A 14,632-nucleotide genomic window follows, 5' to 3' on the forward strand; every position below is an offset into this window, starting at 1 on the left:
GTCAGCCGTAGCGCGCTTCCAGATGCCGCTTGAAGTGCGTGGCGTCGAGCGCCGCACCCGTCGCGCGCTGCATCAGTTCGGGTGTCGACCAGCGGGAGCCCTGCGACCAGATGTTGTCGCGGCGCCATGCGTTGATGCGGCTGAACTCCCCGGCTGACAGATCCGCTTCGATGTCCGGAACAGCCGCGGCGATGCTCGTCCACTGCTGCGCGGCCATCATCGCGCCGAGCGAATACGACGGGAAGTAACCGAGCGCGCCCGATGGCCAGTGAACATCCTGCATCGGCCCATCGCCTGGCGAGTCGATCGTGGAAAGCCCGAGGTAATCCTGCATCTTGGCATCCCACGCTTCCGGAAGGTCGCGCGTTTGCAGCTTGCCCGAAACGAGGTCCTGCTCGAGTTCGAAGCGCAGGATGATGTGAAGGGGATAGGTCACCTCGTCGGCATCCACCCTGATCAGGCCGCGCTCCACATGGTGCACATGAGGAAGGATGTCCTCGATCGACCAATCCTCGCCAAGATGCCTTTCCACCACGGGCAAGGCCCAAGCCCAGAAAGCGGGGTTGCGGCCGATCTGCTTTTCAACAAACAGGCTTTGGCTTTCGTGCACGGCCATGCCACGAGCCTTGCCGAGCGGCCAATGCGCCCATTCCTTGGGCAGGTTCTGTTCGTAAAGTGCATGGCCTGTTTCGTGCAGAACGCCCATCAGCGACGACAGAAACTCGCTCGTCTTGTAGCGCGTGGTGATGCGCACATCGGTCGGCACGCCGCCGCAGAAGGGGTGATGGGACACGGCGAGGCTGCCATGGGTGAGATCGAAGCCCACAGCCTGCATCATGGCGAGCCCGAGTTCACGCTGCCGCTCGATCGGATAGGAACCGGACAGCGCCTTCATCGGCCGCTTCGACAGCCTGTTGTCCTGGGCGCCGAGCGCGCGGGGGACGAAGTCCACCAGGAAGCTCTTCAGGTCATTAAACACCGGCGCGATGTCGGAAACACGCGTGCCGGGGTCATATTGCTCGACCAGCGCATCGTAGGGGGCAAGCTTCAGCGCGTCGGCGCGCATGGCGGCTTCTTCGCGCACGAGCTGGATCACGCCATCCAGGGCGGGCTCAAAGGAATGCCAGTCCTTCTTCGCGCGGAGATCACGCCACAGCTGCTCGCAGCGCATGCGGGTGCGCATCTGCTTTTCCACGAACTCGACGGGCAAGCAGGTGAGGTTGGTATATTGCCGCTTCAGTTCGCGAACAGCCGCCCGCTGGTCATCGGATAGATCTTCCTGCTCTGCAGCGTCGATCCAATCGGCGATTTCCGGGGCACTGGCCTGACGGTGCTGCATGCCAGCAAGAGCGGACATGGCTTCCGCGCGGGCTTCGCCGCCGCCGACCGCCATCGCCACGGCTTCATCAACGCCGAGGATCGACAGCGCATGGCTGAAGGCCTCGAGGCGTCGGCCAAGGTCATCGAGTTTCTGGAAGGACATGGATGGAAACTCCGGTGAAAACAGGAGATGTGCTCGCCGTCGAAACGATCAGCGTTCGGTCAATTTCAGTTCGATGCGGCGGTTGCGGTCGCGCGCTTCCGGCGTGTCGGAAGGATCGAGCGGCTGGTATTCGCCAAAACCCGCGGCAACGAGGCGGTTCGCGGGCACACCCTGGTCGATCAGGAATTTCACCACCGAAGTCGCGCGGGCCGTGGAAAGCTCCCAGTTGTCGCGATAGCGGCCCGAACCAGACAGCGGGCGATCATCCGTATGGCCGTCAACACGCAACACCCAGTTGATTTCCGGTGGGATCTCCTGCTGCAGTTCCAGGATGGCCTGGGCAAGCTTTTGCATTTCTTCCTGACCAGCGGGATTGATCTGGTCGCCGCCAACCGGGAAAAGCACCTCGGACTGGAACACGAAGCGATCGCCGACAATCCGGATGTTTTCGCGGTCTGAAAGGATTTCGCGAAGGCGGCCAAAGAAATCAGAGCGATAGCGGTTCAGTTCCTGGACGCGCTGGGCAAGCGCCACGTTCAAGCGTTTGCCCAGATCGGCGATCTTGGCGTTCGACTCCCGATCGCGGGTTTCCGAAACATCCAGTGCCGCTTCAAGCGCACCGATCTGGCTGCGCAAAGCGGCGATCTGCTGGTTGAGCAATTCCACCTGGCTCAAGGCGCGCTGACTGATCTCGCGCTGGCCTTCCAACTCGCCCGTCAAGGTCCCGATCTGGGCTTCGGCCGCCGCGTCAGCGCCGGTGCCCTGATTCAGGAGCTGCTGAAGGCGCGTGCGATCCTGTTCCATCGCGGAAAGCGAGGCCTGCAGGCTGGCCAACTGGTCATTGGCGTCCTGGTTGCTGCTGCGCTCCAGCGCCAGCAGTTGCGTCAGCTCATTGATCTGCGAGTTCAGGCGATCCAGCACCGCGTCCTGCCCGCTGACTTCGCGGCTGAGCAGGAACTGCGCCAGCACGAAAACGGACAAAAGAAACATGATTGCCAGAAGCAGCGTCGACAAGGCGTCGACGAAGCCCGGCCAATAATCAACGGTTCTCTGACTGCGTCGCCCGCGCGCAAGGGCCATCGGCTACTTGTCTCTTTCGGTCAAGGCATTCGCCAGTTTGTCGAGCGTCGCCCGCACGGCTTTCTGCTCTTCGGCCTGGGCTTCCACCCAGTCGCGCATGAGCTGCTGCTCGCTGCGCATGTTCTTCACCAGTCCGGAGATCCCATCGGCCAGGTTGGCCATCGCAGCGGCGACCCGCTGATTGGAACCGCCGCTTTCCTGCATGGTGCGCAGGCGCTCCGACAGGAGTTTCAGCTCGTCCGTGGACGTGACGGGCGCATCCACAGTGGGCATGGCGGATTCAAGATCGGTGACGGAGGAGAGCCAGTTTTCCAGCTCGATATAGAAGCGGTTCTGCGCCCGGCCCGCCTGAAGATCGAGGAAGCCCAGCACCAGCGAACCTGCCAAGCCGAACAAGGACGAAGAAAAGGCCGTTCCCATGCCTGAAAGCGGCGCCGCCAAGCCCGATTTCAAAGCGTTCAGAACATCGTTGGTGTCGCCGGTGCCGGGATCGAGCGACTGGATGGTTTGGCCGATGGAGCCGATCGTCTCCAGCAAGCCCCAAAAGGTGCCAAGCAGGCCAAGAAACACCAGAAGGCCAATCAGGTAGCGTGAGATGTCCCGGCTTTCATCAAGCCGCGTTGCGATCGAATCGAGGATCGAGCGCATGGAGTTGGTGGACAGGGCGATGGTGGAGGCGCGGCTGAGAAGGCCGCGCATGGGTGCCAGCAGCACCGGATCGCCGGAATCGTTGCCGGCGCGGAAGTTGTTGACCCAGCGCACTTCGCGGAACAGGCGGATCACCTGCATCAGCGCCAGCAGGACACCCACCGCCAGCACACCAAGGATCAAGCCGTTCAAACCGGGATTGGTGCGAAATGCTTCCGCAATCTGGCGGGTCAGGATGATCGCAACAAAGCCCGCGATCGCCAGAAAGACGATCATGGAGGCAAGAAAGACTTGCGGACTGGAGAGCTTGTATGGGTCGTCCTGTCGCGCATCAACAAGACGATCAACACCAAGCGTCTTCGCCAAAGCCATCAATGCGCCTCCAAGCCCTCAGGGTTCCTTACCTCAGAGCTTTAAGCGGAAATATGTCAGAATTGAAAGGCGCGCAGTGCCGCGCCCCCTCGAAGATCAGCGCTCAGGCCTTCTGAACCGGCTTGTTCAACGTCTTCAGAAGCGCTGCGTGGATCAGCTCGTTGCCCACAACCACCGAGCCGGTTTCCAGCATGTCCTGGTTGCCGTGACGGGTGGAAACAAAGCCTCCGGCTTCGCGCACCATCAGCATTCCGGCTGCCATGTCCCAAGGCTGAATGGCATCTTCCCAATAGGCGTCGAAGCGACCTGCCGCGACGTAAGCCAGATCGAGAGCTGCGGCGCCGAGGCGGCGAATGCCTGAACTGTCGGCCATCACATGACGCATGTCGATCAGCGCGCGTCCGTGATCCGGGCGGCCGAGATGCGGGATACCGGTGGCGATCACGCAGTCAACCATCTGCCGCCTCGCCGCGACCCGCATGCGGCGGTCGTTCAGAAAAGCACCGCCGCCACGTTCGGCGACATACATCTCGTCCATGGCCGGGTTGTAGATCACGCCTGCCACGATCTGACCCTGGCGCTCCAGTGCAATCGAGATCGCAAAGATCGGAATGCCATGCAGGAAGTTGGTGGTGCCATCGAGCGGATCGACGATCCAGCGATGCTGCTCGTCGTCACCTTCCACCGGGCCGCGCTCTTCCATCAAGAAGGAATAGCCTGGCCGGGCGCGCGAGAGTTCGTTGTAGATGATCTCTTCGGCCTTGCGGTCGGCCTGGCTGACATAATCACCCGGACCCTTCAACGAGACCTGCAGGTTCTGCACTTCGCCGAAGTCGCGCGCCAGCGAACGGCCAGCCTTGGTGGCGGCGCCAACCATGACGTTGAGGATCGCAGAACGCGCCATCGAACTTCCTGTGTCTGTGGCCGGCCGTTAGTCGGCGCGGCGAATGTAAGTGAGTTCGCTGGTATCCACGATGATCCGTTCACCAGACGAAATGAAGGGGGGCACCAGAACGCGAACGCCGTTTTCCAAAACAGCGGGCTTGTAGGAGGAGGCCGCTGTCTGCCCCTTCACCACCGGATCGGCTTCGGTGATGGTGAGGGTCACCTGGTCCGGCAACTGGATGCCGATCGGACGCTCTTCGTAAAGCTCCACCGTCACCGTCATGCCGTCCTGGAGAAACGCCGCACGCTCGCCAACGAAATCCTTCTGCAGCTCGAGCTGCTCGTAGGAATCCTTGTCCATGAAGATCAGCGCGTCGCCCTGTTCATACAGGAACGAAAAGTCCTTCTGCTCCAGCCGGACTTTTTCAACCGTTTCGGCGGCGCGGAACCGCTCGTTCAGCTTGGTGCCGTTGATGAGGTTCTTCAGCTCGACCTGGTTGTAGGCTCCGCCCTTGCCCGGCTTCACTGCGTTGGTTTTCACCGCGACCCACAGGCCGCCATCATGCTCGATGACGTTGCCGGGACGGATTTCGTTGCCGTTGATCTTTGCCATGTCGCTGTGTCCGGGATGTTGGCGCCGCTGCGGCGTAGTTGGCGCTCACAACCATACTTTAGCCGCGGAAACAAGACCGCGGCCCGCGACGCACGGCTGCGTCAGAGCTTGTCGGCCTGCTCCTCGGCGCTTTTCAGCTGCGCTTCCGTGAGGCCGCGAAGATGGTCGTCCATGTATGGATCCCGCAGGCCGGCGCGCTGCGCACGCAGATACCAGGCTGCCCCCGACACGGGATCGCCCTCAACCCCAAGGCCATCGACGTAAAGTTTCGCCAGCCGGCCGCGCGCTGCGACGTTGCCGCCTTCAGCAGCCTTTTTCATCCAGTTGAAGCCGGCGGTCATGTCGCGCGTCCCGCCGCGGCCTTCGATCAGCCAGGAGGCATAATCGAGCTGCGCCGTGTCATAACCCTGCTTGGCTGCGCGCTCGAGGTAGATTCGCGCTCGCGCATCGTCTACTGCGCGTCCACCGCTGCCGGTCGCCAAAGCCTGCGCCATCGCATATTCGGCGTCGGGGAGTTTCTGTTCTGCGGCGAGCTCATAATAATCCACCGCCCGCTTGCTCGTTTCCGCGTCCGGCACGGCGGCCGAAGCAAGCAGCATCTGCGCGAAGTTGAACTGCGCCAGGCGGTTGCCGGCATTGGCGGCTTCTTCCATCAGTGCAAGCGCCTGCTTCGCGTCCCGCGCAACGCCGCGGCCGTCCATCAGCATCATGGCATATTGAAACTGGGCCTCGACCACGCCTTGTTCGGCAGCACGGCCATACCATTTGGCTGCTTCCGATTCGTTGCGCGAAACGCCCAGCCCGCGCGAATAGATTTCGCCGAGCAGGGTTTGCGCCGCCGGATCTCCGAGTTCGGCGCGTGGCTCAGCCAGTTCGCGCGCGGTGACATAAAGGCCGCGCTGGTAAGCGCCAAACGCTCCGTCGGCTTCGCGCTGGCCAAAGCGGCGCGGCATCACCTCCGTTGCCGATGGTGCACCCGGGCGGTCGCCATCCGCAGCGAAAACGGGGACAGGCTGATAAGCCGCCGAGCCGGCAAGAAGGGAAAGCAACAAGAAGCGAACCAGAACCATGGATCAGTCTTCGAAGCGGGGTGCGGACTCGTCAAGAAGCGCGTTGATCGCCGCCACCGCTTGCCCGGGCGTGCCGTTTGCGCCGCTGAAGAGGGCAGCCGACAAGGCGACGAAGTCCGCGCCGGTTTCGGCAACGGTCAAGGCTGACGCAGGGTCGCTGCCGCCCAGAACCACACAAGGAAGCGCAATCATCTCAGACCACCATTCGGCAAGCTTAAGGTTGCGGCTGTGGGCTTCGGGTTTGGTGTCATAGCCGAAGCGTCCGAAAAACACATAATCCGGGCCGGCTTCGCCGGCTTCCAAAGCCTCGTCGCGTGTCTTGATGCCGCCGGCGCCGACCATCATGCGGCCATTGAGGCTTTCGATCTGCTCGCGAAGGACCGCAGCGCCTTCTTCCAAATGAACGCCATCGGCCTTGATGCGTCCCGCAACTTGCGTATCGCCTTCCACAAGGACGGCGACGTTGCGGCCCTGCGCGATCGGCACGAGCGCTTCGCCGAGCTTCTGCAAGCTGGCACTGTCGCGGTTAGCGATGGGGAGGATCAGCGATGCCACGTCGCCTCCCGCCAAAGCGTCTTCCACCTTGCGCACGCAGTCATCGACGGACGGGAGATCGGGCGCGATCAACACGATGCGGCAGCGGTTGGACAGGGTCGGTTTTGCCATGGAGGCGCTATCCCAAGGAAAGGTGGTGCGAATGCGGCATTGCGTAAACGAGGTGGATCGTCATTGCCAGCCTCGCCGTGTCAGGTCTCCCTTAACGATATATTAAGCTTTACGAGTGTTTACTGTGATCATCCAGTGACGCTGGATTCATGCTGAGTGGCCTGTCCCACTTCGTTTGATGCCTCCCTGTTAGACTCCTGAGAGCCGCTTCCCGCGGCTCTTTTTTTGTGCTGCGAAAATTCCGCTGGAGGCCCCCGGATCGCAGCTTCAGGAGCGGTGTTAACCCTTTGTTAAACATCCTCTTGCGTTGCAAACCGACGCGAAGCAATGTCACCTCCGTGCCATCCTGCGGAACCTTGCCGCCGGTTTGTACGTATCAAGCGTTGTTCGAGTTGAGGGACCAGGGATGATCGAAGCCGAGCGCAGCGTGACCGTGAGTTTGGCGGAGCGGCGCATCCTGTCTCCCTTGTTCAAGGGGCTGTACGACGAGGGCATGGGGCTTGTTGAACAAGCCGCAAGCTATCTTGATGGCGAAGGTCGCGCGGCAGCCAAAACGCTGACGCGGGAAGAAGCGACCCTTTATGCCGCCGAATCCATGCGCTTGACGACGCGGTTGATGCAGCTTGCCTCGTGGCTCCTGCTGCAGCGGGCGGCCAATGCCGGCGAGATGACGCGCGATCAGGTTTCGGCAGAAAAAGCGAAGGTGCGACTGGATACCGGCTCGGCTCGCGAAGAAGTCGCGCTTTTCGGCAGGCTTCCCGAAACGTTCCAGGACCTGGTTGATCGGTCGCTTTCGTTGCAGGCGCGCGTTCACCGCATGGATCAGGAAATCTATGGTGATGGCGCGAGCAGCGCAGTGCGGCGCGCCAACGACAATCCTGTTTCCGAGCAGATCATGCTCCTGAAGACCGCCTTCGGTCGCTAGGCGCTGTCTGAACCACTAGGGCTGATGCTATGGCTTCGCGCATGGCATCAGCGATTCGCATCATCGGCATCGATCCTGGACTGAGGCGCACCGGCTGGGGCGTGATTGACGCGGTCGGCAACAGCCTGCGCTTTGTGGCAGCGGGAACGGTCACGTCTGACGACAAGTGCGAGCTCGCCAGCCGTTTGTGCCAGTTGCACGATGCGCTATCGGATGTGGTCCATGTCCATCAGCCGGAAGAAGCGGCGGTGGAACACACGTTCGTTAACGTCAATCCCACATCTACGCTGAAGCTCGGCCAAGCCCGTGGGATCGCCCTGCTTGTTCCAGCGCGTGCCGGCCTCGCTGTTGCGGAATACACGCCGAACGCGGTGAAAAAGGCGGTGATCGGGGTTGGTCATGGCGACAAGGCCCAGATCCAGATGATGGTGAAGGTGCTGATGCCGCGCGCCGTTTTTTCCGGCGGGGACTCTGCCGATGCCCTTGCGGTTGCGATCTGTCATGCCCACCACCGCCAGGGCGCGATGCGGATACCTGTGGCCGTCACCTAGATGTTCTTGCCTTGTTCCGGTGCGTGCAGTAGGTGACTCCAGAGAGGTTTACCATGCGAGCAACGTCCAAGGGTCAGGTGGCTATTCCAAAGCCGATCATTGATCGGCGAGGGACGCGCAGCGGTGGCAGAAAAACTTCGCTTTCGGACTTCGACATCGGCTCGGGTACGCATCCATGATCGGCAAGCTGAAGGGCCTGGTGGATGAGATCGGCGAGGATCACTGCGTGGTGGATGTAGGCGGCGTCGGTTACGTGGCCTTCTGTTCCTCACGCACCTTGAGCGCCTTGCCTGGCCCGGGAGAAGCGGTCACGCTTTTCATCGATACCTATGTCCGCGAGGACATGATCCGCTTGTATGGCTTCCAGAGCCACCTTGAGCGCGAATGGTTTCGCCTTCTGCAACTGGTGCAAAGCGTGGGCGCCAAGGTAGCGCTGGCGGTGTTGTCCACGCTGACTACGGCCGAACTCGCCAATGCGATCGCGCTTCGGGACATCAGCATGGTGGCCCGGGCGCCGGGCGTCGGCCGCAAGGTGGCCGAACGCATCGTGACGGAGTTGCGAACCAAGGCCCCTGCCTACGCCGGGGACGCAAGCGGCACGATCGGCCTCAAGCAGGAACTGGGCGAAGGCGTGGCTGCAGCCCCCGTATCCGATGCGGTCTCAGCGTTGACCAATCTTGGTTATTCCCGCGACGTCGCCGCCAACGCGGTTGCTGCTGCGATGAAGGAAGCGGGCGAGGGCGCGGATTCTGCCAAGCTGATCCGCCTTGGTCTCAAGGAACTGGCGCGTTGAGCGGGCTGTCCGGCCGGTTTTGACGCAAGGCGGAAATCGCCTATGAGGTTTTCGCATGAGTGATGCCCGCCGCCTGATCACGCCGGACAAACGCGCCGACGACATAGATACGTCGCTGCGGCCGCAGGTGCTGGACGATTTTGTCGGCCAGGCGGCTGCGCGTGCCAACCTCAAGGTCTTCATCGAAGCGGCGCGGGGACGCGGGGAAGCGCTTGATCACGTGCTGTTTGTTGGACCACCTGGTCTCGGCAAGACGACCTTGGCGCAGATCATGGCACGAGAGCTGGGCGTCAACTTCCGTTCGACATCGGGGCCGGTGATTGCCAAGGCCGGCGACCTGGCGGCGCTGCTGACAAACCTGGAAGACCGCGACGTCCTGTTTATTGACGAAATCCACCGCCTCAGCCCGGCGGTGGAGGAAATCCTTTATCCAGCGATGGAGGATTTCCAGCTCGACCTCATCATCGGCGAAGGGCCGGCGGCACGTTCCGTCAAGATCGACCTGGCGAAGTTCACCCTTGTTGCTGCAACCACCCGGCTCGGCTTGCTCACGACCCCGCTGCGCGACCGCTTCGGCATCCCAGTGCGTCTCAACTTCTACACCGTGGACGAGCTTGAGCTGATTGTGCGTCGTGGCGCCCGGCTGATGGGTTTGCCGATCGACGATGGCGGAGCGCTGGAAATCGCCCGGCGCGCGCGCGGCACGCCGCGCATCGCGGGTCGCCTGCTGCGTCGCGTTCGCGATTTTGCCGACGTGGCGAAAGCCGAGGTGGTGTCGCGCACAGTCGCGGATGCCGCGCTATCGCGGCTGGACGTGGATGCGCTCGGTCTCGACCAGCTTGACCGGCGGTACCTCACGATGATCGCCAACAATTTCGGTGGTGGGCCCGTTGGGATCGAAACGATCGCCGCCGGCTTGTTTGAGCCGCGCGACGCGATCGAGGACATCATCGAGCCGTTCTTGATCCAGCAGGGCTTCATCCAAAGAACGCCGCGCGGCCGGGTGCTGACCGCCAATGCCTGGAGGCATCTTGGCCTCGAGGCGCCGCGCGACCTTGCGCAGCAGCAGATCAACCTTTTTCAAAGCGAAGACTGAGGCGGCCGACTGCATGAGCGACCGAGGCAAACCCGCAGCCACAACGGAGGTCAATCCGAGCGTCGGTCTTGCGGGCACCTTGTTTTCAGGTGGCCACCGCCTGCAGGCGCGCGTTTATTTCGCCGATACAGACTTTTCCGGCGTGGTTTACCACGGCCGCTACCTCGAGTTCTTCGAGCGGGGACGGTCGGATTACCTGAGGCTGTCCGGCGTTCATCACACGCAACTTGCCGCGGGTGAGCACGGCGAAGCTTTGACCTGGGTGGTGACGCGCATGGAGATCGACTGGCGCTCGCCGGCACGGATCGACGATGTGCTGACGATCGAAACCCGGACAGAAGCCATCTCGGGCGCCCGCATCCGCATGGCGCAGGAAATCAGGCGCGGCGATCAGGTCCTGGTGCAAGCCAAGGTGCAGGCGGCGGTTATCGGGCCCGACGGAAGGCCGCGCCGATTTCCACGCCATTGGCTTGAGGCATTCGCACCCGCCGAACTGTCCTGACGCGCCGTTACCGAACATTAACCTTACTGCTTCATGAACGAGGCTCATGGATGCCATGGGGAAGTTCGTGCGCCTTCGTTTCACCAAGATTCCTTCCGAGAAGGCCGCCAAACGCGCCGGCGGGCGGAGCTTGGCTTTCGCGGAAAGCGGATCCGCTCACGCGCGGAACACGGCTTCTTCCAAGCCCGGTACGATCAGGGATCAATAAAGATGGAAACCTTGCCGTTGGCTGCAACAAGCCACGATCTGTCGATCTGGGGTCTGTTCTGGCAGGCCGGCTGGGTGGTCAAGCTCGTGATGCTCGGCCTGCTTGCCGCTTCAGTGTGGACCTGGGCAATCGTCGTGGACAAGGTCATCGCCTTCAGCCGGATGCGTAGGGCCTTGAACCGCTTTGAGCAGACCTTCTGGTCGGGTCAATCGCTCGAAGAACTTTATCGCAACCTGTCGGACAAGAACCCGGTGGGCATGGGCGCCATCTTTGTTGCCGCGATGCGTGAATGGAAGAAGAGCTTCGAAAAGGGCGCCCGCTCGCCCATCGGCTTGCAGAACCGCATCGACAAGGCGATGGACCTTGCGCTCACCCGCGAGATGGAACGTCTTGAAAGCCGCTTGACCTTTCTTGCTACGATCGGCTCGGCTGCTCCCTTCATTGGCTTGTTCGGCACTGTGGTTGGCATCATGACCTCGTTCCAGGCGATCGCCGGATCGAGTTCAACCAACCTTGCGGTTGTGGCGCCGGGCATCGCGGAAGCGCTGCTTGCAACGGCAATCGGGCTTCTGGCCGCCATTCCAGCGGTTATCGCCTACAACAAGCTTTCCACGGACGTGTCCAAGATCTCGAGCCGCATGGAAGGCTTTTCGGACGAGTTCTCGGCCATACTATCGCGCCAAATCGATGAAAAGGTCGTGCAACGCGCCGCTGCTTGATTGGTGGCCAGAGCGCGAGGAGTAGCATTCGATGGGTATGTCGATCAGCCAGGGTGGAAGTGGTCGCGGCGGGCATCGCCGCCGCGGGCGCAAGCATGGCGTGATGTCCGAGATCAACGTCACGCCATTCGTGGACGTGATGCTTGTGCTGCTGATCATCTTCATGGTGGCGGCGCCCATGCTGACGGTGGGCGTTCCGATCGACATGCCGGAAACGCAGGCCAAAGCGTTGAACTCCGACACGCAGCCGATCACCGTTTCCGTGAACCAGTCCGGCCAGGTCTTCCTGCAGGAAACCGAGATCCCGATCGAAGAAGTCGTGGCCAAGCTGCAGGCGATTGCGCAGACCGGCTATGAAGAGCGCATCTTCGTGCGTGGCGACAGATCGGCCGACTACGGTACTGTGATGCAGGTCATGGCGCGCATCAACGCGGCCGGCTACCGCAATCTGGGCCTCGTTACGCTGCCGGAACAGAACAACTAAGATGCAGATGAGGGCGGGGCTCACCACATCGGTAGTTCTGCATGCGGCAGCGCTCGGCTTCGGCCTGTTCACGCTGTCCGCACCCGCGCCGCTTGATGCGGGCGCGATGGAATCATTTCCCGTCGACATCGTTCCGGTTGCCGAGTTCGCCGAAAGCGTGAAGGGCGACAAGAAGGCTCCGGTGGCAGAAACCCCGGCACCGGTGCCGGCCACGCGTCCGGAAACAGTCCCGGATGCGCAGAACGTCGGCGACAACGACGTTGATCTGTCGACCCCGCCGACGCCCGAACCCGCCAAGCGCGAGGTGGAGGCTGCCGCGGCGCCGCCACCATCGCCGGAACCTGCACCAAAGCCGGCAGAAGAAGCCCCTGCCGAGGCGAAGCCAGAGCCAGTTCCTGCACCGGATCCGGCACCCGTTGCCGCCACCGAAGTGGCGCCGGAGCCTGCACCTCCGCAGGAGGTGAAACCGGAGCCTACGCCGGAAGCTGCAGTTGCCGAAGCGGCGCCAGCGGAAACCCTGCCGTTGCCGACCTCCGCTCCGTCGCCACAAGCGCGTCCTCAGCCGCCCCAGGCACAAACCGCCAAGGCGCCGGAACGCAAGGAGCCGGAGAAGCCGAAGCAGCAGGAAGTGGCGCAGAAGCCGAAATCCGAGGAAAAGACCTTTGACGCCGATGAAGTGGCTGCGCTTTTGAACAAGGCGGCCGCCAAGGGCGGTGGTGCCAAGCGCTCCACCGAAACGGCGGCGCTTGGCGGCAAGCAGACCACTGGCGCCAAGCTTACGTCGAGCGAAATGGGGGCACTCTCCAGCCAGCTCGCCGGCTGCTGGTCGATCCCCGCGGGCGCCGAAGGCGTCGAGTCCATGCGTGTCAGCGTTCGTTTCCGGCTAGATCCAAGCGGCAAGCTTGATGGCGAGCCTGTTGTGGACAGTTCGAGCGGCAATTCTGCTTTCGATCGCAGCGCCATCCGTGCCGTTCAGAAATGCAACACCGAGGGCCTGCAAGTTCCCGCCAGCAAGGCCGAGGTCTGGGCCAGCGGCGTCGTCGTCAATTTCGATCCGAGCGAGATGTTCTGATTTCTTCAGGCGTTCGCTCTCTTTCCGACATCAAGAGGCTGGATGGAATGATCCAAAAACTCCGAGTTCTTTTCACCGCCGCGGCGGTTGCGCTGGGCGCTGTCACCTTCGTGGCGCCGGCTCAGGCGCAGCTCGTCATCGACGTCAACAAAGGCAATGTCGCGCCGCTTCCGATTGCGGTGACCGACTTTCTGTCGTCGGACGCCATGGGGGCGGAGATTTCCTCCATCATCACGGCGGACCTGAAGCGTTCTGGGCTTTTCGCGCCGATCGCGCGTGAAGCTTTCATCGAGAAGATCACCAATCCGGATGTCGCGCCGCGCTTCCAGGATTGGCAGGTAATCAACGCCCAGGCGATCGTCACGGGCCGAGTATCCAAGGAGCCGGATGGTCGCTTGAGGGCCGAGTTCCGCTTGTGGGACACGTTTGCCAACAAGCAGCTGACGGGGGAGCAGTTTTTCGCCAACCCGCAGAACTCGCGGCGTGTCGCACACATCATTGCCGACGCGATCTACGAGGCGCTGACGGGTGAGAAAGGCTATTTCGACACCCGTGTTGTCTACATCGACGAGTCGGGATCCAAGGCGCAGCGCGTGAAGCGGCTCGCCATCATGGATCAGGACGGCGCAAACAAGCGCTTCCTTTCCGACGGGCGCACCATTTCGCTGACGCCGCGCTTTTCGCCCAACCGGCAGGAAATCACCTACATGTCCTATGAAAGCGGTCAGCCGCAGGTTTACCTGCTGCAGATCGAGACGGGGCAGCGCGAACTTGTCGGCAATTTCCCCGGCATGACCTTCGCGCCGCGCTTTTCGCCCGATGGCCAGAAAGTCATTATGAGCCTGCTGCGCGACGACGGGAACTCCAACATCTTCACCATGGACCTGCGCAGCCGCAACACGATGCGCCTGACGAACTCAAACGCGATCGATACGTCCCCGTCCTATTCTCCGGATGGCTCGCGGGTTGTTTTCACCTCCGACCGTGGTGGCCAGCCGCAAATCTACGTGATGGGGGCAGACGGCTCGGGCGCGCAGCGCATCTCGTTTGGCGGCGGAAGCTATTCCACGCCGGTGTGGTCGCCTCGCGGAGACCTGATTGCCTTCACCAAGCAGACTGGGGGCGAGTTCCAGATCGGGGTCATGAAAACGGATGGCTCGGGTGAGCGCATCCTGTCCAGCGGCTTCCAGCAGGAAGGCCCGACCTGGGCGCCCAACGGGCGCGTGATCATGTTCTTCCGCGAAGCCGCAGGTTCAGGCGGTCCGAAGCTCTACTCGGTTGATCTGACGGGCCGCAATGAACAGCAGATCCCGACCGACAATTTCGCGTCGGATCCGGCATGGTCGCCGCTCCTCGAGTGATCCGGCCGCGTTGCTCGCGCGATCGATCTGAAAGGAGGCCTGCGTGGCCTCCTTTTTTTTGGCGCAGTTGAGCCGCAATCCCAAGGTCGTCAGACAACGCGATT

At 62.1% G+C, this 14,632-nt stretch carries 16 protein-coding genes; 9 read left to right on the top strand and 7 right to left on the bottom strand.

What is annotated here, in order from left to right:
• Position 1 precedes the first annotated feature (1 nt).
• The 7 genes from J5Y06_RS05455 to J5Y06_RS05485 all read right to left on the bottom strand — a co-directional run bounded on the left by J5Y06_RS05455 (position 2) and on the right by J5Y06_RS05485 (position 6,817).
• Positions 2–1,483 carry a carboxypeptidase M32 gene (locus J5Y06_RS05455; protein ID WP_209334020.1) on the bottom strand — a complete coding sequence of 494 codons (1,482 nt, stop codon included), beginning with the start codon at positions 1,481–1,483 and terminating at the stop codon, positions 2–4.
• A 48-nt stretch (positions 1,484–1,531) separates the two neighbouring features.
• Positions 1,532–2,563 (bottom strand): peptidoglycan -binding protein, encoded by a 1,032-nt coding sequence (locus J5Y06_RS05460; RefSeq protein ID WP_209334021.1) that lies wholly within the window; start codon positions 2,561–2,563, stop codon positions 1,532–1,534.
• Between the two features lie 3 nt (positions 2,564–2,566).
• A complete protein-coding gene (locus J5Y06_RS05465; RefSeq protein WP_209334022.1) occupies positions 2,567–3,583 on the bottom strand; it encodes a MotA/TolQ/ExbB proton channel family protein in 1,017 nt (338 codons plus the stop codon).
• Positions 3,584–3,686: 103 nt separating this feature from the next.
• Entirely contained in the window at positions 3,687–4,487 is an 801-nt protein-coding gene (locus J5Y06_RS05470) for an inositol monophosphatase family protein (RefSeq protein WP_209334023.1), read from the bottom strand.
• Between the two features lie 27 nt (positions 4,488–4,514).
• Positions 4,515–5,081 carry an elongation factor P gene (gene efp, locus J5Y06_RS05475; RefSeq protein ID WP_209334024.1) on the bottom strand — a complete coding sequence of 189 codons (567 nt, stop codon included), beginning with the start codon at positions 5,079–5,081 and terminating at the stop codon, positions 4,515–4,517.
• 101 nt (positions 5,082–5,182) lie between these two features.
• A complete protein-coding gene (locus J5Y06_RS05480) occupies positions 5,183–6,151 on the bottom strand; it encodes a tetratricopeptide repeat protein (protein ID WP_209334025.1) in 969 nt (322 codons plus the stop codon).
• A 3-nt stretch (positions 6,152–6,154) separates the two neighbouring features.
• The gene (locus tag J5Y06_RS05485) at positions 6,155–6,817 is read right to left on the bottom strand and encodes a thiamine phosphate synthase (protein WP_209334026.1); all 663 of its coding nucleotides are present in this window, start codon (positions 6,815–6,817) and stop codon (positions 6,155–6,157) included.
• A gap of 406 nt (positions 6,818–7,223) precedes the next feature.
• Here J5Y06_RS05485 and rcdA point away from each other — a divergent pair, with 406 nt between their 5' ends.
• The 9 genes from rcdA (at position 7,224) to tolB (ending at position 14,528) form a co-directional block, all read left to right on the top strand.
• The gene (rcdA, locus tag J5Y06_RS05490) at positions 7,224–7,742 is read left to right on the top strand and encodes a protease adaptor protein RcdA (protein ID WP_209334027.1); all 519 of its coding nucleotides are present in this window, start codon (positions 7,224–7,226) and stop codon (positions 7,740–7,742) included.
• A 41-nt stretch (positions 7,743–7,783) separates the two neighbouring features.
• Positions 7,784–8,293, top strand: a complete 510-nt coding sequence (gene ruvC, locus J5Y06_RS05495; RefSeq protein WP_209334028.1) for a crossover junction endodeoxyribonuclease RuvC — start codon at positions 7,784–7,786, stop codon at positions 8,291–8,293.
• A 175-nt stretch (positions 8,294–8,468) separates the two neighbouring features.
• Positions 8,469–9,086, top strand: coding sequence for a Holliday junction branch migration protein RuvA (gene ruvA, locus J5Y06_RS05500; protein ID WP_209334029.1), 618 nt, complete (start codon positions 8,469–8,471; stop codon positions 9,084–9,086).
• A gap of 55 nt (positions 9,087–9,141) precedes the next feature.
• Positions 9,142–10,182, top strand: a complete 1,041-nt coding sequence (gene ruvB, locus J5Y06_RS05505; RefSeq protein WP_209334030.1) for a Holliday junction branch migration DNA helicase RuvB — start codon at positions 9,142–9,144, stop codon at positions 10,180–10,182.
• Between the two features lie 13 nt (positions 10,183–10,195).
• Positions 10,196–10,684, top strand: a complete 489-nt coding sequence (ybgC, locus tag J5Y06_RS05510; protein WP_209334031.1) for a tol-pal system-associated acyl-CoA thioesterase — start codon at positions 10,196–10,198, stop codon at positions 10,682–10,684.
• 210 nt (positions 10,685–10,894) lie between these two features.
• Complete coding sequence (gene tolQ, locus J5Y06_RS05515) at positions 10,895–11,611, top strand: protein TolQ (RefSeq protein WP_209334032.1); 717 nt, start codon at positions 10,895–10,897, stop codon at positions 11,609–11,611.
• 31 nt (positions 11,612–11,642) lie between these two features.
• Positions 11,643–12,095, top strand: coding sequence for a protein TolR (gene tolR / locus J5Y06_RS05520; protein ID WP_209334033.1), 453 nt, complete (start codon positions 11,643–11,645; stop codon positions 12,093–12,095).
• Positions 12,096–12,102: 7 nt separating this feature from the next.
• The gene (locus J5Y06_RS05525; RefSeq protein ID WP_209334400.1) at positions 12,103–13,167 is read left to right on the top strand and encodes an energy transducer TonB family protein; all 1,065 of its coding nucleotides are present in this window, start codon (positions 12,103–12,105) and stop codon (positions 13,165–13,167) included.
• A 47-nt stretch (positions 13,168–13,214) separates the two neighbouring features.
• Positions 13,215–14,528 (top strand): Tol-Pal system beta propeller repeat protein TolB, encoded by a 1,314-nt coding sequence (gene tolB / locus J5Y06_RS05530; protein WP_209334034.1) that lies wholly within the window; start codon positions 13,215–13,217, stop codon positions 14,526–14,528.
• Positions 14,529–14,632: the final 104 nt, after the last annotated feature.

Source organism: Tianweitania sediminis (genome assembly GCF_017813335.1).
In the GTDB taxonomy this organism is placed as follows: Bacteria; Pseudomonadota; Alphaproteobacteria; order Rhizobiales; family Rhizobiaceae; genus Tianweitania; species Tianweitania sediminis.